This window comes from Serratia sp. SSNIH1, from assembly GCF_002935055.1.
Taxonomy (GTDB): Bacteria; Pseudomonadota; Gammaproteobacteria; order Enterobacterales; family Enterobacteriaceae; genus Serratia; species Serratia nevei.
The window spans coordinates 4,765,645-4,792,353 of the sequence record NZ_CP026383.1 but is presented as its reverse complement, the minus strand read 5'-3'; the positions used below and the strand labels follow the sequence as shown (position 1 = coordinate 4,792,353).

Annotated in this window: 25 protein-coding genes and 1 pseudogene; 22 read left to right on the top strand and 4 right to left on the bottom strand. The window is 61.4% G+C overall.

Annotated elements, in window-relative coordinates; genetic code table 11:
• Positions 1-14 precede the first annotated feature (14 nt).
• From C3F38_RS23090 to C3F38_RS23055, 8 genes are all read left to right on the top strand, one after another.
• Positions 15-593, top strand: a complete 579-nt coding sequence (locus C3F38_RS23090; RefSeq protein WP_038871164.1) for a YecA family protein — start codon at positions 15-17, stop codon at positions 591-593.
• Positions 594-648: 55 nt separating this feature from the next.
• Complete coding sequence (pepP, locus tag C3F38_RS23085; protein WP_055316651.1) at positions 649-1,962, top strand: Xaa-Pro aminopeptidase; 1,314 nt, start codon at positions 649-651, stop codon at positions 1,960-1,962.
• Between the two features lie 4 nt (positions 1,963-1,966).
• Positions 1,967-3,145, top strand: a complete 1,179-nt coding sequence (gene ubiH / locus C3F38_RS23080) for a 2-octaprenyl-6-methoxyphenyl hydroxylase (RefSeq protein WP_038871170.1) — start codon at positions 1,967-1,969, stop codon at positions 3,143-3,145.
• Between the two features lie 80 nt (positions 3,146-3,225).
• A complete protein-coding gene (gene ubiI / locus C3F38_RS23075; protein WP_048234641.1) occupies positions 3,226-4,428 on the top strand; it encodes an FAD-dependent 2-octaprenylphenol hydroxylase in 1,203 nt (400 codons plus the stop codon).
• A gap of 506 nt (positions 4,429-4,934) precedes the next feature.
• On the top strand, positions 4,935-6,032 hold the full coding sequence (gcvT, locus tag C3F38_RS23070) for a glycine cleavage system aminomethyltransferase GcvT (protein ID WP_004931631.1): 1,098 nt from the start codon (positions 4,935-4,937) through the stop codon (positions 6,030-6,032).
• A 163-nt stretch (positions 6,033-6,195) separates the two neighbouring features.
• A complete protein-coding gene (gcvH, locus tag C3F38_RS23065; RefSeq protein ID WP_038871176.1) occupies positions 6,196-6,582 on the top strand; it encodes a glycine cleavage system protein GcvH in 387 nt (128 codons plus the stop codon).
• 92 nt (positions 6,583-6,674) lie between these two features.
• Complete coding sequence (gene gcvP / locus C3F38_RS23060; protein WP_047729901.1) at positions 6,675-9,554, top strand: aminomethyl-transferring glycine dehydrogenase; 2,880 nt, start codon at positions 6,675-6,677, stop codon at positions 9,552-9,554.
• A gap of 108 nt (positions 9,555-9,662) precedes the next feature.
• Positions 9,663-10,628: a zinc-binding alcohol dehydrogenase family protein gene (locus C3F38_RS23055; protein ID WP_047729902.1), complete on the top strand. Its 966-nt coding sequence runs from the start codon at positions 9,663-9,665 to the stop codon at positions 10,626-10,628.
• 10 nt (positions 10,629-10,638) lie between these two features.
• On the opposite strand, the gene C3F38_RS23050 is transcribed toward C3F38_RS23055, so the two are convergent.
• The 3 genes from C3F38_RS23050 to C3F38_RS23040 are packed head-to-tail and all read right to left on the bottom strand — an operon-like array spanning position 10,639 to position 13,248.
• On the bottom strand, positions 10,639-11,169 hold the full coding sequence (locus tag C3F38_RS23050; protein WP_038871183.1) for a GNAT family N-acetyltransferase: 531 nt from the start codon (positions 11,167-11,169) through the stop codon (positions 10,639-10,641).
• Entirely contained in the window at positions 11,166-12,584 is a 1,419-nt protein-coding gene (locus C3F38_RS23045) for an ATP-binding protein (RefSeq protein WP_047729903.1), read from the bottom strand. Before C3F38_RS23045 ends, C3F38_RS23050 begins: the two co-directional genes overlap by 4 nt.
• A gap of 4 nt (positions 12,585-12,588) precedes the next feature.
• Positions 12,589-13,248: a response regulator gene (locus tag C3F38_RS23040; RefSeq protein WP_047729904.1), complete on the bottom strand. Its 660-nt coding sequence runs from the start codon at positions 13,246-13,248 to the stop codon at positions 12,589-12,591.
• 189 nt (positions 13,249-13,437) lie between these two features.
• On the opposite strand from C3F38_RS23040, the gene C3F38_RS23035 reads away from it, so the two are divergent.
• The 4 genes and pseudogenes from C3F38_RS23035 (at position 13,438) to C3F38_RS23020 (ending at position 15,158) form a co-directional block, all read left to right on the top strand.
• Complete coding sequence (locus tag C3F38_RS23035) at positions 13,438-13,671, top strand: hypothetical protein (RefSeq protein WP_047729905.1); 234 nt, start codon at positions 13,438-13,440, stop codon at positions 13,669-13,671.
• Positions 13,672-13,766: 95 nt separating this feature from the next.
• Positions 13,767-14,513 (top strand): SDR family oxidoreductase, encoded by a 747-nt coding sequence (locus C3F38_RS23030; RefSeq protein WP_047729906.1) that lies wholly within the window; start codon positions 13,767-13,769, stop codon positions 14,511-14,513.
• A gap of 76 nt (positions 14,514-14,589) precedes the next feature.
• A pseudogene (locus C3F38_RS23025) lies at positions 14,590-14,902 on the top strand (BrnT family toxin).
• Entirely contained in the window at positions 14,865-15,158 is a 294-nt protein-coding gene (locus C3F38_RS23020; RefSeq protein WP_055316653.1) for a BrnA antitoxin family protein, read from the top strand. The pseudogene C3F38_RS23025 and the gene C3F38_RS23020 overlap by 38 nt, the downstream one beginning before the upstream one ends.
• Before the next feature lie 248 nt (positions 15,159-15,406).
• Here C3F38_RS23020 and C3F38_RS23015 read toward each other — a convergent pair whose 3' ends face one another.
• Complete coding sequence (locus C3F38_RS23015) at positions 15,407-16,051, bottom strand: GntR family transcriptional regulator (RefSeq protein WP_170310519.1); 645 nt, start codon at positions 16,049-16,051, stop codon at positions 15,407-15,409.
• 162 nt (positions 16,052-16,213) lie between these two features.
• Here C3F38_RS23015 and C3F38_RS23010 point away from each other — a divergent pair, with 162 nt between their 5' ends.
• The 10 genes from C3F38_RS23010 to alsE all read left to right on the top strand — a co-directional run bounded on the left by C3F38_RS23010 (position 16,214) and on the right by alsE (position 26,705).
• Positions 16,214-16,927 carry a DUF2848 domain-containing protein gene (locus tag C3F38_RS23010; protein WP_047729910.1) on the top strand — a complete coding sequence of 238 codons (714 nt, stop codon included), beginning with the start codon at positions 16,214-16,216 and terminating at the stop codon, positions 16,925-16,927.
• On the top strand, positions 16,927-18,273 hold the full coding sequence (locus tag C3F38_RS23005) for an amidase (RefSeq protein ID WP_055316655.1): 1,347 nt from the start codon (positions 16,927-16,929) through the stop codon (positions 18,271-18,273). Before C3F38_RS23010 ends, C3F38_RS23005 begins: the two co-directional genes overlap by 1 nt.
• A gap of 49 nt (positions 18,274-18,322) precedes the next feature.
• Complete coding sequence (locus tag C3F38_RS23000) at positions 18,323-18,976, top strand: DUF4286 family protein (protein ID WP_055316657.1); 654 nt, start codon at positions 18,323-18,325, stop codon at positions 18,974-18,976.
• Entirely contained in the window at positions 18,973-20,298 is a 1,326-nt protein-coding gene (locus tag C3F38_RS22995; protein ID WP_047729913.1) for an MFS transporter, read from the top strand. Before C3F38_RS23000 ends, C3F38_RS22995 begins: the two co-directional genes overlap by 4 nt.
• Before the next feature lie 311 nt (positions 20,299-20,609).
• Positions 20,610-21,428: a DeoR/GlpR family DNA-binding transcription regulator gene (locus tag C3F38_RS22990; protein WP_047729914.1), complete on the top strand. Its 819-nt coding sequence runs from the start codon at positions 20,610-20,612 to the stop codon at positions 21,426-21,428.
• Between the two features lie 47 nt (positions 21,429-21,475).
• Entirely contained in the window at positions 21,476-22,459 is a 984-nt protein-coding gene (locus C3F38_RS22985; protein ID WP_047729915.1) for a substrate-binding domain-containing protein, read from the top strand.
• Positions 22,460-22,461: 2 nt separating this feature from the next.
• Positions 22,462-23,979 (top strand): sugar ABC transporter ATP-binding protein, encoded by a 1,518-nt coding sequence (locus C3F38_RS22980; protein WP_047729916.1) that lies wholly within the window; start codon positions 22,462-22,464, stop codon positions 23,977-23,979.
• Positions 23,972-24,958 carry an ABC transporter permease gene (locus C3F38_RS22975; RefSeq protein ID WP_055316658.1) on the top strand — a complete coding sequence of 329 codons (987 nt, stop codon included), beginning with the start codon at positions 23,972-23,974 and terminating at the stop codon, positions 24,956-24,958. The genes C3F38_RS22980 and C3F38_RS22975 overlap by 8 nt, the downstream gene beginning before the upstream one ends.
• Before the next feature lie 10 nt (positions 24,959-24,968).
• Positions 24,969-26,003, top strand: coding sequence for an ABC transporter permease (locus tag C3F38_RS22970; RefSeq protein WP_047729918.1), 1,035 nt, complete (start codon positions 24,969-24,971; stop codon positions 26,001-26,003).
• 30 nt (positions 26,004-26,033) lie between these two features.
• A complete protein-coding gene (gene alsE / locus C3F38_RS22965) occupies positions 26,034-26,705 on the top strand; it encodes a D-allulose 6-phosphate 3-epimerase (RefSeq protein ID WP_033635837.1) in 672 nt (223 codons plus the stop codon).
• Positions 26,706-26,709: the final 4 nt, after the last annotated feature.

The window sequence follows — 26,709 nt, the reverse complement described above, 5'->3', positions numbered from 1 at the left end:
GATGACGAATGCGCATGTCTATACAGAATACATTTCCAAGTTACCAATCTTTGACCGTGGCCCTCAACCAGCAGTCGGTGGCGCTGACCGCGGCAGAAATGCATGGCCTGATCAGCGGCCTGTTGTGCGGCGGCAGCCGTGATGCCGGCTGGCAGGCGCTGGTGCACGATCTGACCAACGAAGGCGTCGCCTTCCCGCAGGCGCTCAGCCAACCGCTGCAACAGCTGTATGAAGTGACGCGCGAAACGCTCGAAGACGACGAATTCCTGTTCCAACTGATGCTGCCGGAAGGGGAGATCGTCAGCGTGTTCGATCGCGCCGATGCGCTGGCCGGTTGGGTCAACCACTTCCTGCTCGGGCTGGGGATGATGCAGCCGAAGCTGGCCCAGGTGAAAGACGAAGTCGGGGAAGCGATCGACGATCTGCGCAACATCGCGCAGCTGGGCTACGACGAAGACGAAGATCAGGAAGAATTGGAGCAGTCGCTGGAAGAAGTGGCGGAGTATGTGCGGGTCGCCGCCATCATGTGCCACGGCGAATTCACCCGTCACAAGCCAACGGCGCCGGAAAACATCAAACCGACGTTGCACTAAACGTTCTATCGCCCCTCCGCCGGCGGTGCGGATGGCATGATTTCAGGAGAAGGTAATGACTCAGCAGGAATTCACCAACCGCCGTCAGGCGCTGTTGGCGAAAATGGCGCCGGCCAGCGCGGCGGTTATTTTCTCTGCGCCGGAAACGACGCGCAGTGCAGATTCAGACTATCCCTATCGGCAGAACAGCGACTTTTGGTACCTGACCGGCTTCAATGAACCGGAAGCGGTGCTGGTGCTGATCAAAAGCGATGAAACGCACAATCACAGCGTGCTGTTCAACCGGGTGCGCGATCTGACGGCGGAAATCTGGTTTGGCCGCCGCCTGGGGCAAGACGCCGCGCCGGCGAAGCTGGGCGTGGATCGCGCGCTGCCGTTCAATGAAATCAATGACCAGCTGCACCTGCTGCTCAACGGCCTGGACGTGGTCTACCACGCGCAGGGCGAATACGCGTATGCCGATCAGATCCTGTTCGGCGCGTTGGACAAGCTGCGCAAGGGGTTCCGCCAGAATCTGCAGGCGCCGGCCACCGTGACCGACTGGCGGCCGTGGCTGCACGACATGCGCCTGTTCAAATCGCCGGAAGAGCTGGCTGTGATGCGCCGCGCCGGTGAGATCAGCGCGTTGGCGCATACCCGCGCGATGGAAAAATGCCGCCCTGGCATGTTCGAATACCAGCTGGAAGCGGAAATTCACCATGAATTCACCCGCCTCGGCGCCCGCTACCCGTCTTACAACACCATCGTCGGCAGCGGCGAAAACGGCTGCATCTTGCACTACACCGAGAACGAGAGTCAGATGCGCGACGGCGATTTGGTGCTGATCGACGCCGGCTGCGAGTATCAGGGGTACGCCGGCGATATTACCCGCACCTTCCCGGTTAACGGCAAGTTCAGCAAGCCGCAGCGCGCGGTGTACGACATTGTGCTGGCGTCGCTGCTGCGCGCTTTGGCATTGTTCAAACCCGGCACCAGCATCCGTGAAGTCAACGACGAAGTGGTGCGCATCATGGTGGTCGGGCTGGTGGAACTGGGCGTCTTGAAAGGTGAAGTCGACCAGCTGCTCGCCGAACAGGCGCACCGGCAGTTCTTCATGCACGGGCTGAGCCACTGGCTGGGTCTCGACGTGCACGACGTCGGCCACTACGGCACGCCGAGCCGCGATCGGCTGCTGGAGCCGGGCATGGTGCTGACCGTGGAACCGGGGCTGTATATTGCGCCGGATGCGGACGTGCCGGCGGAATACCGCGGCATCGGCATCCGCATCGAGGACGACATCGTGATCACCGCCGACGGCAACGAAAACCTGACCGCCGCCGTGGTGAAAGACGCCGATGCCATCGAGGCTTTGATGGCGGCGGCAAGGTAACGGAATGAGCGTAATTATCGTTGGTGGCGGTATGGCGGGCGCGACGCTTGCGCTGGCTATCTCGTCGCTTACTCAGGGAAGAATGGCCGTAGATCTGGTCGAGGCGACTCGGCCGGATGACCGCAGCCACCCAGGCTTTGACGCCCGCGCCATCGCATTGGCGCAGGGCACCTGTCAACAGCTGGCGCGCATCGGCGTTTGGCCGGCGCTGCGCGACTGCGCCACGCCGATCACTCAGGTGCACGTCAGCGATCGCGGCCACGCCGGTTTCGTGAATCTGCAGGCGCAGGATTATCAGGTCGATGCGCTTGGCCAGGTGATCGAACTGCACGACGCCGGGCAGCGGCTGTTCGCGCTGCTGGCGAAGGCGCCGGGCGTTACGCTGCATTGCCCCGCGCGGGTGGTGGACGTGATTCGCACCGCAGAGCGGGCAGAGGTGCTGCTGGACAACGGTCAGCGCCTGTGCGGGCAGCTGCTGGTGGCGGCCGACGGTTCACGTTCGGCGCTGGCGCAGGCCTGCAACGTGCAGTGGCGGCAAGAGGAGTATCCGCAGTTCGCCACCATCGCCAATGTCACCACGGCGGAAGATCCGCAGGGGCGCGCCTTCGAGCGTTTTACCCGCTACGGGCCGCTGGCGCTGCTGCCGATGTCGCAGGGGCGCAGTTCGCTGGTGTGGTGCCATGCGCGCGAAGATCGCGCCCGGGTGGATGCCTGGGACGACGAGCGTTTTATCGCCGAGCTGCAACAGGCCTTCGGCTGGCGGCTGGGGCGTATCCTCAAGGCCGGTAAACGGCACAGTTATCCGCTCAGCCTGCTGACCGCCGATCGCCATGTCAGCCATCGTCTGGCGCTGGTGGGCAACGCGGCGCAGACGCTGCACCCGATCGCCGGGCAGGGGTTCAACCTCGGCCTGCGCGACGTGATGTCGCTGGCGGAAACGCTGGCGGAAGCGGTAGACAGCGGCGAAGACGCCGGCGGTTATGCGCTGCTGAGTCGCTATCAGCAGCGGCGGCAAAACGATCAGCAGGCGACGATCGGCGTGACCGACGGATTGATCCGCCTGTTCGCCAACCGTTATGCCCCGCTGGTGGTCGGCCGTAATCTGGGGCTGATGGCGATGGAGCGTTTGCCGGCGGTGCGCGACGCCTTCGCCAAGCGCACGCTGGGCTGGGTAGAACGTTAGACACAGAATCGGGCGCCCTGTGGCGCGCCCAAAACGCGGCGCGGCAAGGCGTCGCGCGTTATTTAAGGAAATCGAGCAGCATGCAATCATTTGACGTGATTATCGCCGGTGGCGGTATGGTGGGGCTGGCGTTGGCCTGCGGCCTGCAGGGCAGCGGGCTGCGCGTGGCGGTGCTGGAGCAGCGTCAGCCGGACATGGTGCCGCCGTCGGAGCAGCCTGCGCTGCGCGTCTCCGCCATCAATGCCGCCAGCGAGCGTTTGCTGCAGCACATCGGCGTGTGGGACGACATTCTCCAGCTGCGCGCCAGCGCTTACAACGCGATGGAAGTGTGGGAGCGCGACAGCTTCGGCAAAATCGCCTTCCGCGGCGACGAGTGCGGCTTCAGCCATCTCGGCCACATCATCGAAAACGCGGTGATCCAACAGGCGCTGTGGAAACGCGCCGAAAGCCTGTCGGACATCACGCTGATTACCCCGGCCGCGCTCAAGCAGGTGGCGTGGGGCGAGAACGATGCCTTTGTCACGCTGGAGGACGGGCGCATGCTGACCGCCCGTCTGGTGATCGGCGCCGACGGCGCCCAGTCGTGGCTGCGCCAGCATGCCGATATCCCGCTCACTTTCTGGGATTACCGCCACCATGCGCTGGTTGCCACCATTCGCACCGAAGAACCGCATCAGGCGACGGCGCGGCAAATTTTCCACGGCGACGGCATTCTGGCGTTCCTGCCGTTCAGCGATCCGCATTTGAGTTCCATCGTCTGGTCGGTGACGCCGGAAGACGCCGAGCGGCTCAAACAGCTTGAGCCGGAGCAGTTCAACCGCGAGCTGGCGATGGCCTTCGATATGCGTCTGGGCGCCTGCAGCCTGGAAAGCGAGCGGTTGACGTTCCCGCTGACCGGCCGCTATGCGCGCAGCTTCGCCGCGCACCGCCTGGCGCTGGTGGGCGATGCGGCGCATACCGTGCATCCGCTGGCCGGGCAGGGCGTGAACCTGGGCTTTATGGACGCCGCCGAGCTGATTGCCGAACTGCGCCGCCTGCAGCGGCAGGGCAAGGATATCGGCCAGCACCTCTATCTGCGCCGCTATGAGCGCCGCCGCAAACATGGCGCGGCGGTGATGCTGGCCAGCATGCAGGGTTTCCGCGAACTGTTCGACGGCAACCACCCGGCCAAAAAGCTGCTGCGCGACGTGGGGCTGCGGCTGGCGGACAGCCTGCCGGGCGTCAAGCCAAAGCTGGTGCGTCAGGCAATGGGCCTGAACGATCTGCCCGAGTGGCTTGCCTGACACCTGCCTTCTGCGAGCCCCCAGCGGGCTCGCGCTTCTCGCCTTATGCCATCGTCTTTCCTTATATAACCCTTCATTTGAAATAATCTAATTTCAGCCGCTTTTTATCATTACTTTTTCTAATTCCATGTTCGGTTATCAAAAGTCGGAATCTCATGTGCGGCCGTCGGTTTGTTATATAACTTCGGAGTTTTGCCGCTTTAATTGTTAATTTTGTGCCTTAAAGCGCATTTTTCCAGTGAAAAACTCTGCACACTAGCCCGGCATTTTACCGCCCTGGAACGGCGATGAGCCTATTTTAACTTATGGTTAATGTGGTCGTTCGGTGATAAGTTCGAGGGAAAGGTATCGTTTGCGTCACGGCGGTTGCACGCAGTTTCCGCCCGTCCCGGCGCAGCATTTGTGTTGAGCAGTCAGTGCGCCATGGCGATCGGGCCGCGAGCCAGGCTCCGCCGCATTGCGTGGCAGCACCCTAACTTCTAGCGACGAGTGGAAAGAGGGAAAAGATGGCAAAGCAAACCCCACTGTACGACCAGCACGTGGCGTGCGGTGCGCGCATGGTAGACTTTCACGGCTGGATGATGCCGCTGCACTACGGCTCGCAGCTCGATGAGCACCACGCGGTGCGTCAGGATGCCGGCATGTTCGACGTGTCTCATATGACCATCGTGGATCTGCACGGCGCCCGCACCCGCGAGTTCCTGCGCTACCTGCTGGCGAACGACGTCGCCAAACTGACCCAACCCGGCAAGGCGCTGTACACCGGCATGCTGAATGCCTCCGGCGGCGTGATCGACGACCTGATCGTTTATTTCCTCACTGAAGACTATTTCCGCCTGGTGGTGAACTCCGCCACGCGCGACAAAGACCTGGCCTGGATTGAAGAGCACGCCGCGCCGTATGGCGTTGCGCTGACGGTGCGCGACGATCTGGCGCTGATCGCGGTCCAGGGCCCGCAGGCCAAAGAGCGTGCCGGCACGCTGTTCACCCCGGAACAAAAAAGTGCGGTCGAAGGCATGAAGCCGTTCTTCGGCGTGCAGGCCGGCGAGCTGTTCATCGCCACCACCGGTTACACCGGCGAGGCCGGCTACGAGATCGCGCTGCCGAAAGAGCAGGCGGCGGATTTCTGGCAAAAATTGCTGGCCGCGGGCGTCAAGCCGGCCGGTCTGGGCGCGCGCGACACACTGCGTCTGGAAGCGGGCATGAACCTCTACGGGCAAGAGATGGACGAAGGTGTTTCACCGCTGGCCGCCAACATGGGCTGGACCATCGCCTGGCAGCCGGAAGATCGCCGTTTCATCGGCCGCGAAGCGCTGGAACAACAGCGCGAGCAGGGCACCGAGCAACTGGTCGGCTTGATCATGACGGAAAAAGGCGTATTACGTAATGAGCTGCCGGTGCGTTTCACCGACGCGGCGGGGCAAACTCACGAAGGCGTGATCACCAGCGGTTCGTTCTCTCCGACGCTGGGCTTCAGCATCGCGCTGGCGCGCGTGCCGGCAGGTATCGGCGAGCAGGCCATCGTGCAGATCCGCAACCGTGAAATGCCGGTCAAAGTGACCAAGCCCGGTTTCGTTCGCGCCGGCAAGCCGCTGACAAATTGATTTTTATTGATTCTTCCCTAGGGATTTCGCGCTGCGGCTAGGCGGCAAGTGCGCGAGTCTTCGGGAGCTTACTGCGGTAAGTGACCGAGGTGAACGTACGCAGCCAACAACGCTGCAGTGTGAAAGATGACGGGAAATTATTTCTTCGAAGGAGTAATCGGCTATGAGCAATGTGCCAACAGAATTGAAATACGCATCCTCCCACGAGTGGGTTCGTTCAGAAGGTAACGGCGTTTACACCGTAGGCATCACCGAACACGCGCAGGGACTGCTGGGCGATATGGTGTTTGTCGATCTGCCGGAAGTGGGCCGCAACGTCGCCGCCGGTGAAGATTGCGCCGTGGCGGAGTCCGTCAAGGCGGCGTCGGACATTTACGCGCCGATCAGCGGCGAAATCGTGGCGGTGAACGGCGAGCTGGAAAGCTCTCCGGAGCTGGTGAACAGCGAGCCCTACGGTGACGGCTTCCTGTTCCAGATTAAAGCCGCCGACGAAGGCGAGCTGGCGAACCTGCTGGACGCCGCGGCTTATCAGGCCTCGATCGACGAGTAATCGTGACCACGCCCCAGGCCTGTTGGCCGGGGCGTTTTAGTTACCGCTCAAGCTATATCCCGTATCACGCAAGCATTCAGGAATTTGTAGCAATGACTCAGACACTCAGCCAACTCGAACACAGCGAAGCGTTCATTGAACGCCACATCGGCTCTTCTGCGGAACAACGCCAGGAGTTGCTGGCAGCGGTGGGCGCTCGCTCGCTCAGCGCGCTGATCCAACAGATCGTGCCGGCGGACATTCAGCTGCCGGGGCCGCCGCCGGTCGGCGACGCGGCGACCGAACACCAGGCGCTGGCTGAGCTGAAGGCGATCGCCTCGCAAAATCAGCGCTACAAATCCTATATCGGCATGGGCTACAGCGCCGTGCTGACGCCGCCGGTGATCCTGCGCAACATGCTGGAAAATCCGGGTTGGTACACCGCTTATACCCCTTATCAGCCGGAGGTGTCGCAGGGCCGCCTGGAAGCGCTGCTGAACTTCCAGACCGTGACCCTCGATCTGACCGGCCTGGATCTGGCTTCCGCTTCGCTGCTGGATGAAGCCACCGCCGCCGCCGAAGCGATGGCCTTGGCCAAACGCGCCAGCAAGCTGAAAGACGCCAATCGCTTCTTCGTGGCTGACGACGTGCATCCGCAGACGCTGGACGTGGTGCGGACCCGCGCCGAAACCTTCGGCTTCGACGTCATCGTCGATAAAGCGGAAAAAGTGCTGGAGCTGGACGGCGTGTTCGGCGTGCTGCTGCAACAGGTGGGCACCACCGGCGAGCTGCACGACTACAGCGCGCTGCTGGCCGAATTGAAATCGCGCAAAATCATCACCAGCGTGGCCGCCGACATCATGGCCCTGGTGCTGCTGACCGCGCCGGGCAAGCAGGGCGCCGACGTGGTGTTCGGCTCCGCGCAGCGCTTCGGCGTGCCGATGGGCTACGGCGGCCCGCACGCCGCTTTCTTCGCCTGCCGCGACGAGTTCAAGCGCTCGATGCCGGGCCGCATCATCGGCGTTTCCCGCGATGCCGCCGGCAACACCGCGCTGCGCATGGCGATGCAGACCCGCGAGCAGCATATCCGCCGCGAGAAGGCCAACTCGAATATCTGTACCTCGCAGGTGCTGCTGGCCAACATCGCCAGCCTGTACGCGGTGTACCACGGCCCGCAGGGGCTGCAGCGCATCGCCGGGCGTATCCATCGCCTGACCGACATTCTGGCCGCCGGGCTGCAGAAGGCCGGCCTGACGCTGCGTCACAACACCTGGTTTGACACCCTGACCGTTGAAGTGAAAGACAAGGCGGCGGTGCTGGAACGCGCGCTGAGCTTCGGCATCAACCTGCGCACCGATATCCACGGCGCCGTGGGCATCACGCTGGATGAAGCCACCTCGCGTGAAGACGTGCAAACGCTGTTCGCACTGCTGGCCGGCGACAACCACGGCCTGGACATCGACGCGCTGGACGCGGCGGTGAGCAAGAACAGCCAATCGATCCCGGCCGCCATGCTGCGCCAGGATCCGATCCTGACCCATCCGGTATTCAATCGCTATCACAGCGAAACCGAGATGATGCGTTACATGCACCGTCTGGAACGTAAGGATCTGGCGCTGAACCAGGCGATGATCCCGCTGGGCTCTTGCACCATGAAATTGAACGCTGCAGCGGAGATGATCCCGATCACCTGGCCTGAATTCTCCGAGCTGCATCCGTTCTGCCCGCCGGAGCAGGCTGCCGGCTACCAGCAGATGATCGGCCAACTGTCTCAGTGGCTGGTACAGCTGACTGGTTATGACGCGGTGTGCATGCAGCCGAACTCCGGCGCGCAGGGCGAATACGCCGGCCTGCTGGCGATCCGTCGCTACCACGAAAGCCGTAACGAAGCGGGCCGCCACGTCTGCCTGATCCCGAGCTCCGCGCATGGCACCAACCCGGCCTCCGCCCAAATGGCGGGCATGAGCGTGGTGGTGGTCGCCTGCGACAAGAACGGCAACATCGATCTGCACGATCTGCGCGTCAAGGCAGAGCAGGCGGGCGAAGAACTCTCTTGCATCATGGTGACCTACCCGTCGACCCACGGCGTGTATGAAGAAACCATTCGCGAAGTGTGCCAGATCGTGCATCAGTTCGGCGGTCAGGTGTATCTGGACGGCGCCAACATGAACGCCCAGGTGGGCATCACCACGCCAGGTTACATCGGCGCGGACGTTTCGCACCTCAACCTGCATAAAACCTTCTGCATCCCGCACGGCGGCGGCGGCCCGGGCATGGGCCCGATCGGCGTGAAAGCGCACCTGGCGCCGTTCGTGCCGGGCCACAGCGTCGTGCAGATCGACGGCGTAACCACCCAGCAGGGCGCGGTTTCCGCGGCGCCGTTCGGCAGCGCCTCCATCCTGCCTATCAGCTGGATGTACATCCGCATGATGGGCGCGGAAGGCCTGAAGCAGGCCAGCCAGATGGCGATCCTGAACGCCAACTACATCGCTACCCGCCTGAAAGGCGCATACCCGATTCTGTATACCGGCCGCGATCACCGCGTGGCGCACGAATGTATCCTCGATATTCGTCCGCTGAAGGAAGAGACCGGCATCAGCGAAATGGACATCGCCAAGCGCCTGATCGACTTCGGCTTCCACGCGCCGACCATGTCGTTCCCGGTGGCGGGCACGCTGATGGTCGAGCCGACCGAGTCGGAAAGCAAGGTGGAACTGGATCGCTTTATCGATGCGATGCTGGCGATCCGCAGTGAGATCGACCGCGTCGCCAAAGGCGAATGGCCGTTGGAAGACAACCCGCTGGTGAATGCGCCGCACGTGCAGGCGGAGCTGGTCAGCGACTGGCAGCACCCGTACAGCCGCGAGCTGGCGGTGTTCCCGGTGGCCGGCGTGCGCGAGAACAAGTACTGGCCGAGCGTTAAGCGTCTGGACGACGTGTACGGCGACCGTAACCTGTTCTGCTCTTGCGTGCCGATGAGCGATTACGAATAACACGTTCGGCAAAGTTTGTGTTCGGGGGACACCGCATCATGCGGTGTCCCTTTTTATTTTATTACGGCCTATTCTTTCCTGTACGTTCCCACGATTTGAGGAGTCACCATGCAAGCGGCAATCGTAACAGCGCTGGGGCAAGCTCCGGTTTTCGGCACCTTTGAGGAGCCCCTGGCGCAGGCGAATGAAGTGCCGATCGAGGTTCTGGCGGCCGGCATCAAACAGCTGGATCGCGCTACCGTCGCCGGTACCCATTACTCCAGCCCCAAGCAGCTGCCGATCGTGCCCGGCACCGACGGCGTGGGCCGGACGGCCGACGGGCAACGGGTCTATTTCGCCTCCTTCCGCCGTCCTTACGGCGCGATGGCTGAGCGCAGCGTCGCGTCATGGACGGTGCCGGTGCCGGAGGCGGTAGACGACGCCACGGCGGCGGCGCTGATCAACCCGGCCTTCGCCGCCTGGCTGCCGCTGCGCTGGCGAGCGGATCTGCAGCCCGGTGAAACGGTGCTGATCATCGGCGCTACCGGCACCTCGGGCAAACTGGCGGTTGCGGCGGCGCGTCAGGCGGGAGCCGGGCGCATCGTTGCCGCCGGCCGTCGGCTGAGCGTACTGGAGGCGTTGGGCGTGGATGCCACGGTGGATCTGAGCCTGCAGGGCGAGGCGCTGACGCAGGCCTTCGCGGCGGCGGCGGGGCCGGGCGGTTATCAGGTGATCGTCGATTATATCTGGGGCCCGGCGACCGAAGCGCTGCTCGCGACGCTCAATAATCACGATCTCTCGTCTTACGCCGGCGGGCGCGGTATTCGCCTGGTCAACGTCGGCTCGATGGCCGCGGCGGATATTCGGTTGCCGGCGGCGGTATTGCGCAGCAATCAGCTGCAGATCCTCGGCAGCGGCACCGGCAACTTCCCGCCGATTCCGGAGATGCAGCGCTACGCGACCGACATTCTGGCGCTGGCGGCGACGGGCGCGCTCACTATCGAGACGCAGGAGCATGCGTTGGCGGAGATAGCCGAAGTGTGGGATCTGAACAAGAAAAGCGACGTGCGTTCGGTGATACGCATCGCCCGTTAGGCCCTTGTCTTTAACGGCAAGGGCAGACCAGGTGAATATCCTCCGGCTCGCGGGCGAACAGCTCGGCATCAGGGCGCTCGATGAGCCGGCAGCCCTGCGCCAGATAGAAGTCTACGGTGCTTTTGTTGGGGATGGAGGAGACGTATAGCCCAGCAGCGCCTTCTTGTGCCGCCTGACGCAGGCAGAGTTGAAACAGTTGCTTGCCCAGCCCCTGGCCGCGTTTGCGCGCGCTGACGTAAAAGAACAGCAGCTGGCGCAGATCCCGCTGCGGGCCGCGCGGCTCTGTGTCCAGCGCCGCTGCCGCGACGATCTCCTCGCCTTCGAACCGCGCGAAGAACGCGCCGCCGCGATCGAAGCAGGCTTCGTGGATCGGCGTATAGGTTTCCCGGTCGTGCGGATCCCAACCGCGCACGTCGTAGTAATCCGGGTAGGCTTGCAGCTTGCCGTCCTGCAGGCGATACAGGGTGTCGATGATTTCACTGCGGTCGATATCCCATAGGCGGTCGAGTTGCTGCCGTTGCAGCAGAACAGGGGCGCTCATGATCGTTGTTCACTCTCCGTCTGTGGCCGGTAACTTTCCGGCAAATCGATAATAAAACCGATGCCGCGATCGTCGAGGCCTTCGGTAACGCGCAGCTGCGCGCCGATTTTGTCGGCCAGGTTCCGGGCGATGGCCAAACCCAGCCCGCTGCCGGTCTGCTGCGTGCCGGGCACGCGGTAAAAGCGTTCAAACAGGCGCGGAAGGTGCTCTTCGCTCACTCCGGGGCCGTTGTCGCGCAACGTAATATAGCAGCCGAGCGGCGCCAGCGAACGGACATTGGCTTCGATGCGGCTGCCGGGCGGCGCATACTTGAGCGCGTTGTCCAGCAGGTTGGTGAAGATGGCGATCAGCGCTTGGCGATCGGTGTTTATCACCACGTCCTCGCTGCCGTCGAGCGAGAGTTCCACATCCTTTTCCAACGCATAGGGGACGTGCTGCGCGATGCATTTGCCAATGTCGGCGTAGATGTCCACCGCCTCGATTTTCAGCGGAAAATCCTCCGCCTCCAGCTTGGCCAGGTTGATCAGCTGGCGCGACAGCGACGCCGCACGATCCAGCCCCTGCTGCATGTCGCCGATGATTTCCCGGCGCTCCTGCTGCTCGCTGACCTGGGTCAGCAGATGCAGCTGCGCCAGCACAGCGGCGATCGGCGTACGCAGTTCGTGCGCCGCATCGGCCATAAAGCGTTTTTCGCGCTGGTTGGCGGCGTCGATGCGCGCCATCAGCTTGTTGACCTCCACCACCACCGGCCGGATTTCCTGATACTGCTCGCTGACGTTGATCGGCGACAGGTTACCCGGCTGGCGATCTGAGATGGTGCGGGCGATCTGGCGCAGCGGCCGCAGGCTGAAGTAGGCGGTAAACAGCAAGGTGATGATGATCGCCGCCAGAATGCCCAGCAGCGGCACGGCGGTGCTTTCCGCCGGGTTGCCGAACAGCGTGGAACGATCGGCGAAGGATTCGCCGACAATCACCCGATACTGCCGCTTTTCGCTCCAGCTGCCGGCAAGATGCCAGTTGGCGCCGGCGTACTTAACGGAACCGGACAGCACCGAAGGCGGCAGGCGCAGCGGTTCTCCCTGCGTTTGCGAACTGTAAAGCACCCGGTTGTCCCGGTCGTAAACCACAAACAGCGGGCGGTAATCGATTTGATCCTGCATGCCGTTATTGATGGAATCAATGTACATGCCTTCAATGGTTTTGATGATGCCGCGGTAATCGATATTGTCGGTGCCGGTTTCATCGAGAATATTGGCGATACCCACGGCGACGATGCGTTGCTGGTTATCGAAGTATTTTTCCATGTCGGGGTAATACCAATATTTCACCCAGGCGACGAGGAGCCCCCACAATAATAAAATGGCCAGGACCTGGAAAATAATGGTGCGCATAAAGAAGGACTTGAAACCGATCATCCTGCTACTCTTTCTTCAGCAAATAACCAATGCCGCGTACGGTAATAATTCTTTCTTTACCGATCTTGCGCCGTAAATTATGCATGTGCACTTCCAGCGAGTTGCTTTCCACGCTGTCGCCGTGGCCGAACAGCCGCTGTTCCAACACCGCTTTGCGCACCACGGTGCCGGCACAGCGCATCAGCTCGTGCAGCAGGTGATACTCTTTTTTCGACAGCATCAGCAGTTCGTTATCCAGCGTCACCTGATGGTTGACCGGGTCGAGATACAGCGTGCCGAGGCTCCAGGTTTGCGAAGCGAAGCCCGCCATGCGCCGGTTGACCGCCTTGACGCGCGAGATGAGCTCGGGCAGCGCAAAGGGTTTGGCCAGAAAGTCGTCCGCGCCGGAATCCAGGCTGTTCACCAGGCTTTCGATGCGGTCGCGGGCGGTCAGGATGATGATGGGGATATTTTGCCCGGCGGCGCGCCAGGCGATCAGCTTTTGCAAACCGTCGCCGTCCGGCAGCGTAAGATCCAACAGCATCAGGTCGAACCCGCCGGGTGAAAGTTTATTTTCTGCGTCCGAGAGCAGGCGCACCCAGCACAAATTAAAGCCGGTGAGCTCCAATGCGCGGCATAGCGCCTTGCCTAATTGCAGGTCGTCTTCCACCAACAGTATGTTCACGTTTGTTCCGTTGAGATCCTCAAGTCGCGATTATCTAACTATAACCCTGCCGGGAAGACAACGGGGAAAATCGCTTTGCCTGCGCGTTCTTAAGCAAACCTTAATCTGGCTTTAATCTCGCGTTAAGGGAACGCGGGGGAATTTCAGTTATTTTGCTGCCATTCGATATCACAACAGAAGGAGCGAAACATGCAGACTGACGGTTCCCCGCTCGCGGGCACCTCGCGGCGGCTGATATATTCAGGCGTGGCGGCCGTGCTCGTTCTGTTGATGCTGTCTTTTCGCGGCGACGCCCAGAGCCATGGCCATAGCGGCCTGCATGCTGCCGGCTTGCAACGGGTGCATCAGGTGACCACGCCGGACGCCTACGGCTGTGTCAAAGCGCGCATTAAAAAGCAGCTGCGCCGCCTGGCTCAGCTTTAAAGCGTTTTTTAGAGCGCGTCTCTATACTCTGACGGGCAAATGGGGCGCCTGTGCGCAGGCCGCTGTGTTGATATCGCCAACCAGAGAAAAACAATATGACGAAAGTGGCATTGGTCACAGGCGCGAGCCGGGGAATTGGTCGTGCGGTCGCTTTGCTGCTGGCCCGCCAGGGCTATGCGGTGGGGGTGAATTACCTGCGCGACGAAAGCGCGGCGCGGCAGGTGGTGGCGGAGATTGAGGCGCAGGGCGGTAAGGCGCTGGCGCTGCAGGCCGACGTGGCCGATGAAGCACAGGTGATGGCGATGTTCGCTGCGCTGGACGCCGGGCTGGGCACGCTCAGCGCGCTGGTCAACAATGCCGGGATTCTGTTCCAGCAGGCGAACATTGAACAGTTGACCGCCGAGCGCATCAATCAGGTGCTCGGCACCAACGTGACCGGTTACTTCCTGTGTTGCCGCGAGGCGGTGAAGCGCATGGCGCTGCGCCATGGCGGGCAGGGCGGCGCTATCGTCAACGTTTCCTCCGCGGCGTCCCGGTTGGGGGCTGCCGGGGAATACGTCGATTACGCCGCCTCGAAAGGCGCCGTCGATACCCTGACCATCGGGTTATCGCGCGAGGTGGCGGCGCAGGGCATCCGCGTCAACGGCGTGCGGCCCGGATTCATCTATACCGAGATGCACGCCAGCGGCGGCGAGCCCGGCCGGGTGGATCGCGTGAAGGGCAGTTTGCCGATGCAGCGCGGCGGGCAGCCGCAGGAAGTGGCGGAGGCGATCGCTTGGCTGCTGTCTGACGCCGCGTCTTACGTGACCGGCACTTTTATCGAGGCCGCAGGCGGGCGTTGAATGCATGAGGGGGGGTTGACATCCCGTCGTGCGGAGTGTGTTTTGATTAAATAACAATCAAAATGTAGTTACAAAAATGTATGTTTATTTTGAATGGAATCAGGATAAAAATCACAGCAACCAGCGCAAACACCGCGTCAGTTTTGAGATTGCGCAACGGATTTTTCTGGATCCCAACCATTTGGCCGTGCTGGAGAGGATCGAGGGCGGAGAAGAACGCTGGCAAACGCTCGGTACGGTCGGCTCCTGTTTGTTGCTGCACGACGATCGAAACGGATGTCGAAGGCGATACAGTAGAGATCGTGCGTATCATTTCAGCACGCAAGGCCGATGCCAAAGAGAGGGGAAGATATGAAGCGCAAAAATTCAGCCAAAAATCTGGCGCATAGCGTACTCCCTCCGTTGACGGAGGAGCAGAAAGCGCAAATTGCTTCGTTGAGCGCGCTGCCGGATGAGGATATCGATTATGCCGATGCCCCGGCCCTGGGTGAGGAAAAGTGGCAGACTGCGGTGCAGGCGCGTTTTTATAAACCGATGAAAGTATCGAAAACCATCCGAATCGATGCGGATGTGTTGGCCTGGCTTCAGCGGCCAGGCAAAGGCTATCAGAAACGCCTGAACGCCGTGTTGCGTGAGGCATGTTGAAAGAGCATGAGCACGAGGAATAAGTCGTGTCAGACGGGTAACGGTCCGGTGAGGTTCTCACCGGATTTTTTTGCAGTTTTTTTAGGGCAACGCCTACCAACGTCGGCCACCTCTCGACGGAGCTCGGTCAAAACTATAAAAACGGTCATTCCGCGGAGCGTGAAATGTGACCGTTTACCGTTTATCTCCTGCCCATCGGCAGAACAGGGTCATCATAGCTATTCCCGGTAATATCATGCGCCGCGGGGTTACCCGTCGTGCAGCAGCGCGCTGCGGAACGACAGGATATGCGCCTGCGCGGCGGCGGCGGCGGCGGCGCTGTCTTGTGCGGCCAGCGCGGCGATAATTGCCCGGTGTTCGTCGATCACTTCGCGCATATGCCCTTCTCGCGACAGGGTGCTAGCCCAAAAACGCTGCGCTCTGGCGTGCAGTACACTCAGGATATCCGCCAGCATGTTATTGCCGGCGATCTGCGCCAGTTCCTGGTGAAATTCATGATCGAGTGTCATCATGCGCACTCTATCTCGCTCCTGGCTCGCGGCTTCGATTTGCCGATTGAGTTCGGTCAGCATCGCGATTTGCCTCTCGGTAATCTTCTGGCTTGCCAGCCGCATACACAGCATCTCGTTAGCCAGCCTTACTTCGATCAATTCCAACGCATCGTCCATCGACAACGGTGAAACCATCACGCCTTTGCGCGGGATGATCTGCAATAACCCCTCGTTGGCCAAGCGGTGAATTGCCTGATTGATCGGCGTTCTGCCCATATCCAGATCGTTCATCACCTGCGCGGTATTGAGATATTCGCCCGGCTTGTAGCTGAGTGTGACCAGCGCCTGTTTGAAACGCCGGTAGGCCAGCTCGTTCAGTGACACGCCGGCTTCTTCCGTCATCGGGCGCTGCGGGCTTTCTGCGTCAACAGTCTTCACGTTTTGCTCCTGCAAGAAGAAAGTTTTTAGACATAGTACACAAAAACATGGCATGGAAATCGCTTATTTGGTAACTAAAGATATAGTGAAATTTCACAGTGTTTTAACAAAAGGGGCGAAACGACCATGAGACTGACCTTCACTTTACCTGAATCCTGCGGCGCGGCGACGTTGAATGTTGAGATTGATCATCTAGTGATCGCCGGTTGGACCGGACGCGATCGCGAAGCGATCTTGCACCATATTCGTGAATTGGCCGAGCTGGGTGTGCCCCAGCCCAGTGCAATCCCCCTGTTTTACCGCGTTGCGGCCAATCAGTTGAGCCAGCAAGAGACCATTGAAGTCATTGGCAACGCGACGTCCGGCGAAGTGGAGCCGCTGATTTTTGCCCACCGCGGCGAACTGTTCGTGTCATTGGCGTCCGATCACACCGATCGTCAACTCGAAGCGCACAGCGTAGCGCTGTCGAAACAGATCTGCGTTAAACCGGTGGCACGAGCCGCCTGGCCGCTGCAGGAGGTACTGGAACATTGGGACAGTTTGATCTTGCGTTCGTGGATCAGGGAAGAGAGCGAATGGCGATTGTATCAACAGGGCTGCCTTGCCGCGTTGCGTACGCCCGGTGATTTGCTGGAACGTTACTTCACCGGTATGCAGCCGCCGGAGTGCGGGTTGGCGCAGCCGCAAACGCCCGATGGGTTGGCGATGACTTGCGGCACGGTGGCGGCGATCGGCGGCATTCGACCGGCCGGCGAGTTTCGTATGGAACTGGTAGACGAGGTGCTTGGGCGAACCATCAGTCATTGCTACCGCAGCATCGAATTACCGGTGGTGGCGTAATGAAAAAGCTGACTTTGATGCAGGCCACCGCCGGACTGGCTAGCGGTGAGTTCACCGCAGTGCAACTCACCGCCGCCGCTTTGGCGCAGATCGTCGATGAGCGGGGGGAGGGGGGACGCGCGTTTACGCGAACATACACCGAGTGGGCGCAACGGCAAGCGCAGGCCTCCGATAGGCGACGCGCCGCCGGCTCGCCTCTGTCGGCGCTGGATGGCGTGCCGATCTCGGTCAAGGATCTGTTTGACGTGGCCGGTGAGGTGACCACGGCCGGTTCCCGCGTATTGGCGGACGCGCCAGCCGCTGAAAAACACGCTGCGGTAGTGGAACGGCTGTTGCAAGCCGGCGCGGTGGTGGTTGGCAAAACGACGATGACGGAGTTCGCCTATTCCGGTCTGGGCATCAATCCGCATTACGGGACGCCGGCCAATCCTTGGGAGCGCCAGGCGGCGCGTATTCCCGGCGGCTCCTCTTCCGGTGCGGCGGTGGCGGTGGCCGACGGCATGTGCCTGGGCGCGATTGGCAGCGATACCGGCGGGTCGGTACGTATTCCCGCCGCGCTGTGCGGGTTGACCGGTTATAAACCCACTGCACGGCGTATCAATGACGCTGGCTTACTGCCGCTGTCGCCTTCGCTGGATTCGATAGGCGTGATTGCTCATGACGTCGCCAGCTGTATTGCGCTGGATGCACTGATTGCCGACTGTCCGCTACGGGTGCCGCAAAAAACGTTGGCGCAGGCGCATTTTGCCGTGCCGCAAGCGGTGGTGCTGGATGAACTGCAGCCGGAAGTCGCCGGGGCGTTCCAGCGCAGCCTGCAATGCCTGAGTCAGGCTGGCGCACGTATTGAATTTATCCCCGCCACGGCGTTCGCCGAGCTGGCGGCGATCAATGCCGATGGCGGTTTCACCGCGCTGGAGTCCTGGCGTTGGCATCAAGCGTTGATCGCTGAACGGGCTGATGGCTATGACCCAAGGGTACTGTCGCGCATTCGTCGCGGCGCATCCTTGGGCGACGCCGATCTGCAGCTGTTGCAGCGACAACGCGCCGACTGGCAGCGGCGAGTTACGGCGGAGCTGCAGAGGTTTGACGCTGTGCTGATGCCGGCCGTGCCGATGATTGCGCCAACTATCGGCGAGCTGGCGGCGGATGATGCCTACTTCCGTTGCAACGGACTGATGCTGCGCAATCCCGCGATCATCAATTTCCTCGACGGTTGCGCGCTGTCCTTGCCTTGCCAACAGCCAGGAGAGGCGCCGGTCGGTCTGATGCTGGCGGGCTTGCCGATGCGTGATGAGGCGTTGTTAGGGTGGGCGCTGGCGATCGAGCGCTGCCTCGCCGACGCGTGATTTTCCGGTGGGCGCAGGCCTGCCTTTTGAGATGACCAGGAGAATATCCATGAATGATTCCCAGAACGGAATGCTGTTTGTCGCGACGGATGTCGCCACGCAGGATGATGCGGATTTCAATCGCTGGTATGACCGCGAACATGTGGAGGAGCGAGTGCGGGTGCCCGGCTTTTTATCCGGCACACGCTATCGGGCATTGCAGGGGGGGCGTCAATATTTGGGGTTGTATAAAACCGAATCGTTGGCCAGTTTCACTTCCGAAGCCTATCGCGCCGCGTTTCAACACCAAACGCCATGGTCGGTGGCCAGTCTGGAGAAAATGCGTGATCCAATACGCCGAGTGTGTGCGGTGGAGGCGGTCACTGGCCAAGGGTGCGGCAGCCATCTCTGTATCTTCGTGCTGCCGTCGGCGGTATCGGAAGCGCTGCATGCCCGCATTTTGCAACTGGGCGCGCAGCTGGCTGAACAGCACGGATTCGTGCGCAGCAGCCTATTGACGCCGGATGCCGAACTCAGTTCCCCGCTGCCGAAAGAATCGCGAGAAAACCGCCGAATGCTGCCGATGCTATTGATCGAAAGCAGCGACGCCGAAGCCGGCCTGCGTTTAAGCGAGCAGGCCGCTGAAGCGCTGAACATGTCCGCCGCCGATGCCTGGCACTATGTCCTTGGCTGGCAACTGACCGCACAGGAGTTGACATCATGAATGCATACACTACTGAAACGGCACAGGCTGCCACACCGGCCGCAGAAAGTGCCGCCGCACCGCCCAATACCGGCAAACTGGCGGCGGCCAGCTCGATCGGCACGGCGTTGGAATGGTACGATTTCACCGTCTACAACATCATGGCCGCGTTGATTTTCAACCATGTATTCTTCCCATCGTTTGATCCGCTGGTGGGCACGATTCTGGCTTTCTCCACTTACGCGGTGGGTTATGTTTCCCGGCCGATCGGTGGCATCGTATTCGGCCACCTTGGCGATGTGTTGGGGCGGCGCTTTGTACTGGTCACCACGCTGGTGATCATGGGCGTGACCACGGCGCTGATGGGATTACTGCCCGGCTACGCCAGCTGGGGGATTTGGAGCCCACTGCTGCTGGTGACGTTGCGCTTTATTCAGGGCATTGCGCTGGGCGGAGAATGGGCTGGTGCGGTACTGTTGTCGATGGAACACGGTAAGCCGCATCAGCGCGGGCGCAACGCGTCTTTTGCTCAGGTAGGGCCGTCCTGCGGTTCGTTGATCGGCACAGGCCTCATTACGCTGGTAACGTTGGCGATGTCGGCGGACGATTTTCAGCAATGGGGCTGGCGGATTCCGTTCCTGTTGAGTCTGGTGCTGGTCATCTTCGGTTTGTGGCTGCGCCGGGGTGTGGGTGAGACGCCGGCATTTTTACAACTGGAGGCGTCGAAAGATGTTACGCAGTCGCCGATCCGCGAAGTCTTCACGCAGCACATGCGTCCACTGCTGATCGCAGGCGGATCGCGTATTGGTTCTGACGTGCTCTATGCGTTGGTGGTTGTGTTCACGTTGACCTACGTCACCACCGTGCTTAATCTGCCGCGCCCGCTGGCGCTGGGAGCCACCATGTTGGGGGCGATAGGCAACGCCGTCGCAGTACCGTTGTTTGGCTCGTTGTCGGATCGCTTCGGCCGTCGTCCGGTGTATATCGGCGGTGCATTGGCGGCGATAGTGTGGGCGTTTGCGTTCTTCGTCCTGCTCGACAGCAGTCAACCGGTGTTGATCTGCATGGCTGTGGTGATTGGGCTGTTGATCCATGCGGCGATGTATGGGCCACAGGCGGCATTCATCACGGAACAGTTCCCGACACGGGTGCGTTATGCGGGATCTTCGTTAGCCTATACCTTGGCGGGGATTATCGGTGGCGGCTTTGCCCCGCTGATCATCACTTCTTTGTTTAAATCTTACGACAGCACGCTGGCGATTTCCGCCTATGTTGCGTTGGCTCTGCTTATCACGCTTTGGGCGGTGTGGGCGGCGCGGGAAACGGCGCATAAGCCGCTGTAAATAGAACGCCGGGCTATTTGGGGTCCGGCGTTCGGTCAAAACCACAAAAACGGTCATTAACGGTCAGGTCGCGGAGCGTGGAATTGTGACCGTTTACCGTTTCTCTCCTGTCTGTCTAAGACGCACACGCATCATAACTGCCTGTTACTCCACAATTTCGTAATTATTCATTTCATTTCCTGCCCGATTTTTTTGACAACTATCACACCGCCATCGTTGACCGATCGCGGGGCGATGCGCTTTGCGTCTGCGCGCAAAACGCGGCGCGGCAAATCGATATCGTAATCATCGTCCTGGAGGAGAAAAGAAACATGCTGCCTGTAGAACGTCATCGCTTTATCACCGAAGTCTTGAGCCAGCGCGGCCGCGTGATGGTGCAGGAGGTGGCGCAGCTGTGCCACATCTCTATCGAGACGGCGCGGCGTGATCTGGCCTTGCTGGAACGGCGCGGCCTGCTGCTGCGCAGCCACGGCGGCGCGGTGTTCGTCGAGCCGCCGGCGGTGGAGAAAACCTATGTGCCCGCCGAGATAGACCAGGGGGAATCTTTCCGCCAGCGCAGCAACGAGGCGCCGGAGCAGAAAACACGCATCGCCAAACGCGCGCTGGAATTTATCGCGCCGGGGGATTGTCTGCTGCTGGACAGCAGCTCCACCAGCTGGTTTTTGGCGCGCCAACTGCCGGATATCTCGCTGGTGGTATTGACCAACTCGCTGCACATCATCCAGACGCTGGCCTGCAAGGCCAACGTGCGCACCATCGGACTGGGGGGCGAGTATTCCGCCAAGTACGAGGATTTTATCGGCGTGCTGGCGGAGCAGATGTTGAAGGAGTTTGTGATCAACAAGCTGTTCTTCTCCTGCCACGGCATCTGCCAGGACGGCGGCATCCGCGAGAGCAACGAGCACCATGCGCGGTTGAAGCAGCAGATGCTGCTGGCGTCGGAGCGCAAGTTCCTGCTGGTAGACAGCAACAAGTTCGGCCGCCGCTCGTTCGCGCGCATCTGCCACTACCGGGAGATAGATACCTTAATCACCGATCGGCTCAGCGACGACGAATTTCGTCAGGAACTGGCCTGGAACAATGTCGACGTGATTGAAGTTTTACCCGCCGCGAAAAGGGCGGCGCGATAACAACAACGAAAACCCTTATTACAGCCAACACTTGTGGAGAGAGAACAATGAAAAAATCCGTACTGGTCGGTCTGTTTGCCTCGCTGCTGCTTTCGGTCTCCGCGCAGGCGGCGGACAAGCTGAAAATGGGCGTGGTGGTGAAGATCGGCGGCATTCCCTGGTTCAACGCCATGGAGGCCGGCATCAAAAGCGAGGGCGCCAAACGCGGCATCGATGCCTGGATGGTCGGACCGACGGCGGCGGATCCGGCGCTGCAGGTGCGCGCCATCGAAGATCTGATCGCGCAGAAGGTGGACATCATCGGCGTGGTGCCGAACGACGCCCGGGTGCTGGAGCCGGTGCTCAAGCGCGCTCAGGAAGCGGGCATCAAGGTGATCGTGCACGAATCCCCCGGCCAAAAGTACGCCGACTGGGACTTTGAGCTGGTGGACGCCTCGCAGCACGGCGTCAACCACATGAAAGCGCTGGCCGCCTGCATGAAAGAGCAGGGCAAGTACGCGGTGTACGTCGGCAGCCTGACGGTGCCGCTGCACATCACCTGGTCAGACTCGGCGATCAACTACCAGAAGCAGCACTACCCGAACATGCAGCTGGTGGGCGACAAGTTCGGCGTGGGCGAATCGCTGGATGACAGCGTGCGCACTACCAACGATCTGATGGCCAAATATCCCGATCTGAAAGGCGTGCTGGCCTTTGGTTCACAGGGGCCGATCGGCGCCGGACGCGCGGTGCTCAACCGCGGCAAAAGCAACGATATTTGCGTCATCGGGCCGTTCAGCCCGGGCCAGGGCGCTTCGCTGGTCAACCGTGGCGCCATCAAGGGTGGCTATATCTGGAATCCGCTGGTGGCGGGCGAAGTGTTCGTGCGCATCGCCGACATGATGCATAAGGGAGAAAAAATCACCGACGGCATGACCATCGAAGGCATGGGCAAGGTGCAGGTGGATGCGCAGCAGCACACCATTCTCGGCAATGTCACCGAAAGCCTGGATAAGCAAAACCTGCCGAAGCTGGTGAAGATGGGGCTGTAATCATGGCGATTTCCGGCAATACGGCAACGCAGGGCGCGCCGCTGATCGCGCTGCAGCAGCTGTCGATGACCTTTGGCGGCCAGCGAGCGCTGAACGCTATCTCGCTGGCGCTGATGCCGGGGGAAGTGCACTGCCTGGCGGGTACCAACGGCTGCGGCAAGAGTACGTTGATCAAAGCGATCGCCGGCGTGTATCAACCGGACGACGGCAGCCGCATCACCATCGACGGGCAAACCTTCGGTCGGCTGTCGCCGGATCAGGCGCGCGCCTTCGGCATTCAGGTGATCTACCAGGATTTGTCGCTGTTTCCCAACCTGACGGTGGCGGAAAACATCGCCTTCGAGCACAACCTGCATGGGCTGCTGGGATGGTACCGCCCGGCCCGGCTGCGGCGCACCGCCGAGCGGCTGCTGCAGGAGCTGAGTTTCCATCTGGATCTCGACAAACGGGTGGCGGAGCTGCCGATCGCCCAGCGCCAGCAGGTGGCGATCTGCCGCGCGCTGGTGGCGGAGGCGCGGCTGGTGATCATGGATGAACCGACCGCCTCGCTGACCCGCACCGAGGTTAATCAGCTGCTGCGCACGGTGGATTACCTGAAAGCGAAAGGCATCTGCGTGGTGTTCGTCAGCCACCGTCTGGACGAGGTGCTGGAGATTTCGGATCGCGTCACGGTGATCCGCGACGGCAACAAGATCGGCACCTGGCCGGCGGCGGAGATCACCGGCGATCGTCTGACCGAGCTGATGACCGGTCTGAAGCTGGACTATCGCCTGAAGTCGCCGAGCATGAATAAGGATCGGGTGATGTTGGAGGCGGATCGCCTCTGCCGCACCGGGCAGTATCAGGACGTGAGCTTCCGGCTGCATCAGGGCGAGGTGCTCGGTCTATGCGGGCTGCTCGGCTCCGGGCGCACCGAGCTGGCGCTGAGCCTGTTCGGTATGACCCGACCGGATAGCGGCAAGCTCTACCTCGACAGCAAACCGGTGCGCTTTCGCGGCCATGAGGACGCGATCAAGGCCGGCATCGGCTACGTCTCGGAGGATCGCCTGACGCTCGGCCTGGTGCAGCAACAGTCGGTGGCGGACAACGCGGTGCTGACCATTCTCGATAAGCTGCGCGGGCGTTTTCGCCTGATTGACGACTACCGCAAGAATCGCATCGTCGCGGAGTGGATCGCCAAACTCGGCGTGCGGGTGGCGGATCCGGACCAGGCGGTTTCGACGCTGTCCGGCGGCAACCAGCAAAAGATCGTGTTAGCCAAGTGGGTGCTGACTCAGCCGCGGATCCTGATCCTCGACTCGCCGACCGTCGGCGTCGACGTTGGCGCCAAGGCCAGCATTTACCAACTGATCCATCTGCTGGCGCAGGAGGGGATCGCCATTTTACTGATCTCCGACGAGGTGCCGGAGGTGTATTACAACTGCGATCGGGTGCTGCACTTCAGCGGCGGCAGCGTGATCGGCGAATACCTGCCGGGGCAGGTGAGCCAGCAACAGCTGGCGGAGGCGGTCAATGCGTAGATTCAACCTGAAACCGCGCGGCAACGAAGGCTACCTGGCCTGGGTACTGTTGCTGACGGTCATCGTTTTTTCGCTGCTCAGCGATCGGTTTTTGACGGTGCAAAACCTGCTCGATCTCAGCGAAAGCTATGCGGTGAGCGGCATTTTCGCCCTCGGCCTGTTCGTGGTGCTGGTGACCGGCGGTATCGATATCTCTTTCGCGGCGGTGGCCTCGGTGGTGCAGTACCTGATCGCCACGCTGGCGGCCCACTACGGGCTGGGCAGCCCGGCGGGCTGCATTCTGCTGGCGTTGGCGATCGGCGCCGCGCTGGGCATGGTCAACGCGCTGTTGATCTACTGCCTGCGCATCGTCTCGATCATCGTCACCATCAGTATGCAGGCGTTGTTGTTCGGCATGCTGATGTGGCTGACCAACGGCCGCAGCCTGTACGCGCTGCCGGATTGGTGGACGCTGCCGCGCAGCGTGCTGCCGTTCCAGCTGGGTGAACAGAGCTATCAGCTCGGTTTGCCGACGCTGGTGATGCTGGCGGTGGCGCTGCTGACCTGGCTGCTGCTGAACAAGACGCACCTCGGGCGTCAGCTGTTTGCCGTCGGCGGCGATGCGGAGTCGGCGCGGCGCATCGGCATCCGCGTCGGCCTGCTGCACCTGTTCGCCTATGGCTATCTGGGCGTGATGGCGGCGATCGGCGGCCTGGTGCAGGTGTACCGCATGGGGGAGGTGGTGCCCAACGCGCTGGTGGGCGGTGAGCTCGACGTACTGGCGGCGGCGGTGCTGGGCGGCGCCAGCCTGAACGGCGGCAAGGGCAGCGTGATCGGCACGCTGATGGGCGTATTCCTGATCGGCGTACTGAAAAACGGCCTCAACCTGATCGGCGTGTCCAGCTACTTCATGAACGTGGTGATCGGCCTGGTGATCGTCGCGGCGATTACCGTCACCCACTACAAGAAACGCAAAGAAACCGACGTCGGTTTCGCCTGAGGAGCGCCTGATGGGCAACTACCTGAAATTTCGTCCGGACGGCACCGCCGTCGGCCTGTTGGCGCTGCTGGTGGCGGTGGTGCTGGCCTTCAGCCTGCTGATGCCGGGGCGCTTCTTCAGCGGCGCCACCTTCACCAGCGTGGCGTTCCAGCTGCCGGAGCTGGGCCTGCTGACCCTGGCGATGTTCATTCCGATCCTCAGCGGCGGCCTGAACCTGTGCATTATCGCCAGCGCCAACCTGACCAGCCTGCTGATGGCCTGGCTGTTCATCAGCTATCTGCCGCCGGACGCCGGGCTGGGGCTGCAGGCGCTGTGGCTGGTGTTGGCGCTGGCGGCGGCGATGCTGCTGGCCGTGATGATCGGCGCAGTGACCGGCGCGTTGGTGGCCTACGTCGGCGCGCATCCGATTCTGGTGACGCTGGCGACCATGACCACGGTTAACGGCATCGGCATCTACCTGACGCGCGGTGCGGCCCTGAGCGGCATGCCGGAGATCGTGCGGTTTATCGGCGCCGAGCGCGTGCTGGGCGTGCCGGTACCGCTGTGGATCTTCCTGGCGGTTGCCGTGCTGCTGGCGCTGTTCTTGCAGAAAACCCGGCTCGGCAAATGCATCTACATGAGTGGCAGCAACATCAACGCCACCCACTTCAGCGGCGTGAATACCCATCGGGTGCTAATCGCCATTTACACCCTCTCCAGCCTGCTGTGCGTGATCGCCGGGCTGGTGATGATGGCGCGCTTCAACTCGGCGCGCATGGGCTACGGCGACTCTTATCTGCTGCTGACGGTGCTGGCGATCATTTTGGGCGGTACCGATCCGTTCGGCGGTTTTGGCCGGGTCAGCGGCGTGGTCCTGGCGCTGGTGGTGCTGCAGGTGATCGCCACCGGTTTGAACCTGATGAACGTCAGCCCGCATTTCAGCCTGGCGATGTGGGGCGCGGTGCTGATCGCCGTGCTGGCGCTGAAGTTTTTCCGCCATCGCTATCGGCAGCGGCGGGCGATGCGCCGCAGCGCGGCCCAGGCCAGAGCCGCAGCGGGCCACTGATCCTTTTCCCTTTTGCGCAGGATAACGCTAATGAAATACCAGATTTCGCCTTCACTGATGTGCATGAACCTGATGGATATCCGGCAGCAATTGGCGGTGCTGAACCGCCGCGCCGATATGCTGCATATCGACATCATGGACGGGCACTACGTGAAAAACATCACGCTGTCGCCGTTCTTTATCGAACAGATCCGCCCGCACACCTCGTTGCTGCTGGACGTGCATCTGATGGTGGAGAACCCGACCGATTTTATCGACCCGATCGCCCGCGCCGGCGCGGACTTTATCTGCCCGCACGCCGAAACCATCAACCGCGATGCGTTCCGCGTGATCAACCAGATCCGCGCGCTGGGCAAAAAAGTGGGGGTGGTGCTGAACCCGGCCACGCCGGTGGAGTTTATCCGCCACTACCTTCATCTGCTGGACAAGATCACCGTGATGACCGTCGATCCGGGCTATGCCGGGCAGCCGTTCATTCCCGAAATGCTGGAAAAGATCCGCCAGTTGCGCGATCTGAAACGCCAACAAAACCTGAGCTATCTGATCGAGATCGACGGATCCTGTAATCAGCGCACCTACCGCGATCTGATGGGCGCCGGCGCGGAAGTCTTGATCGTCGGCAGCTCCGGGCTGTTCAACCTCGATCCGGATCTGGAGACGGCATGGGAAAAAATGCTGGATCAGATGCGGCAGGCGGCCTGAGGCG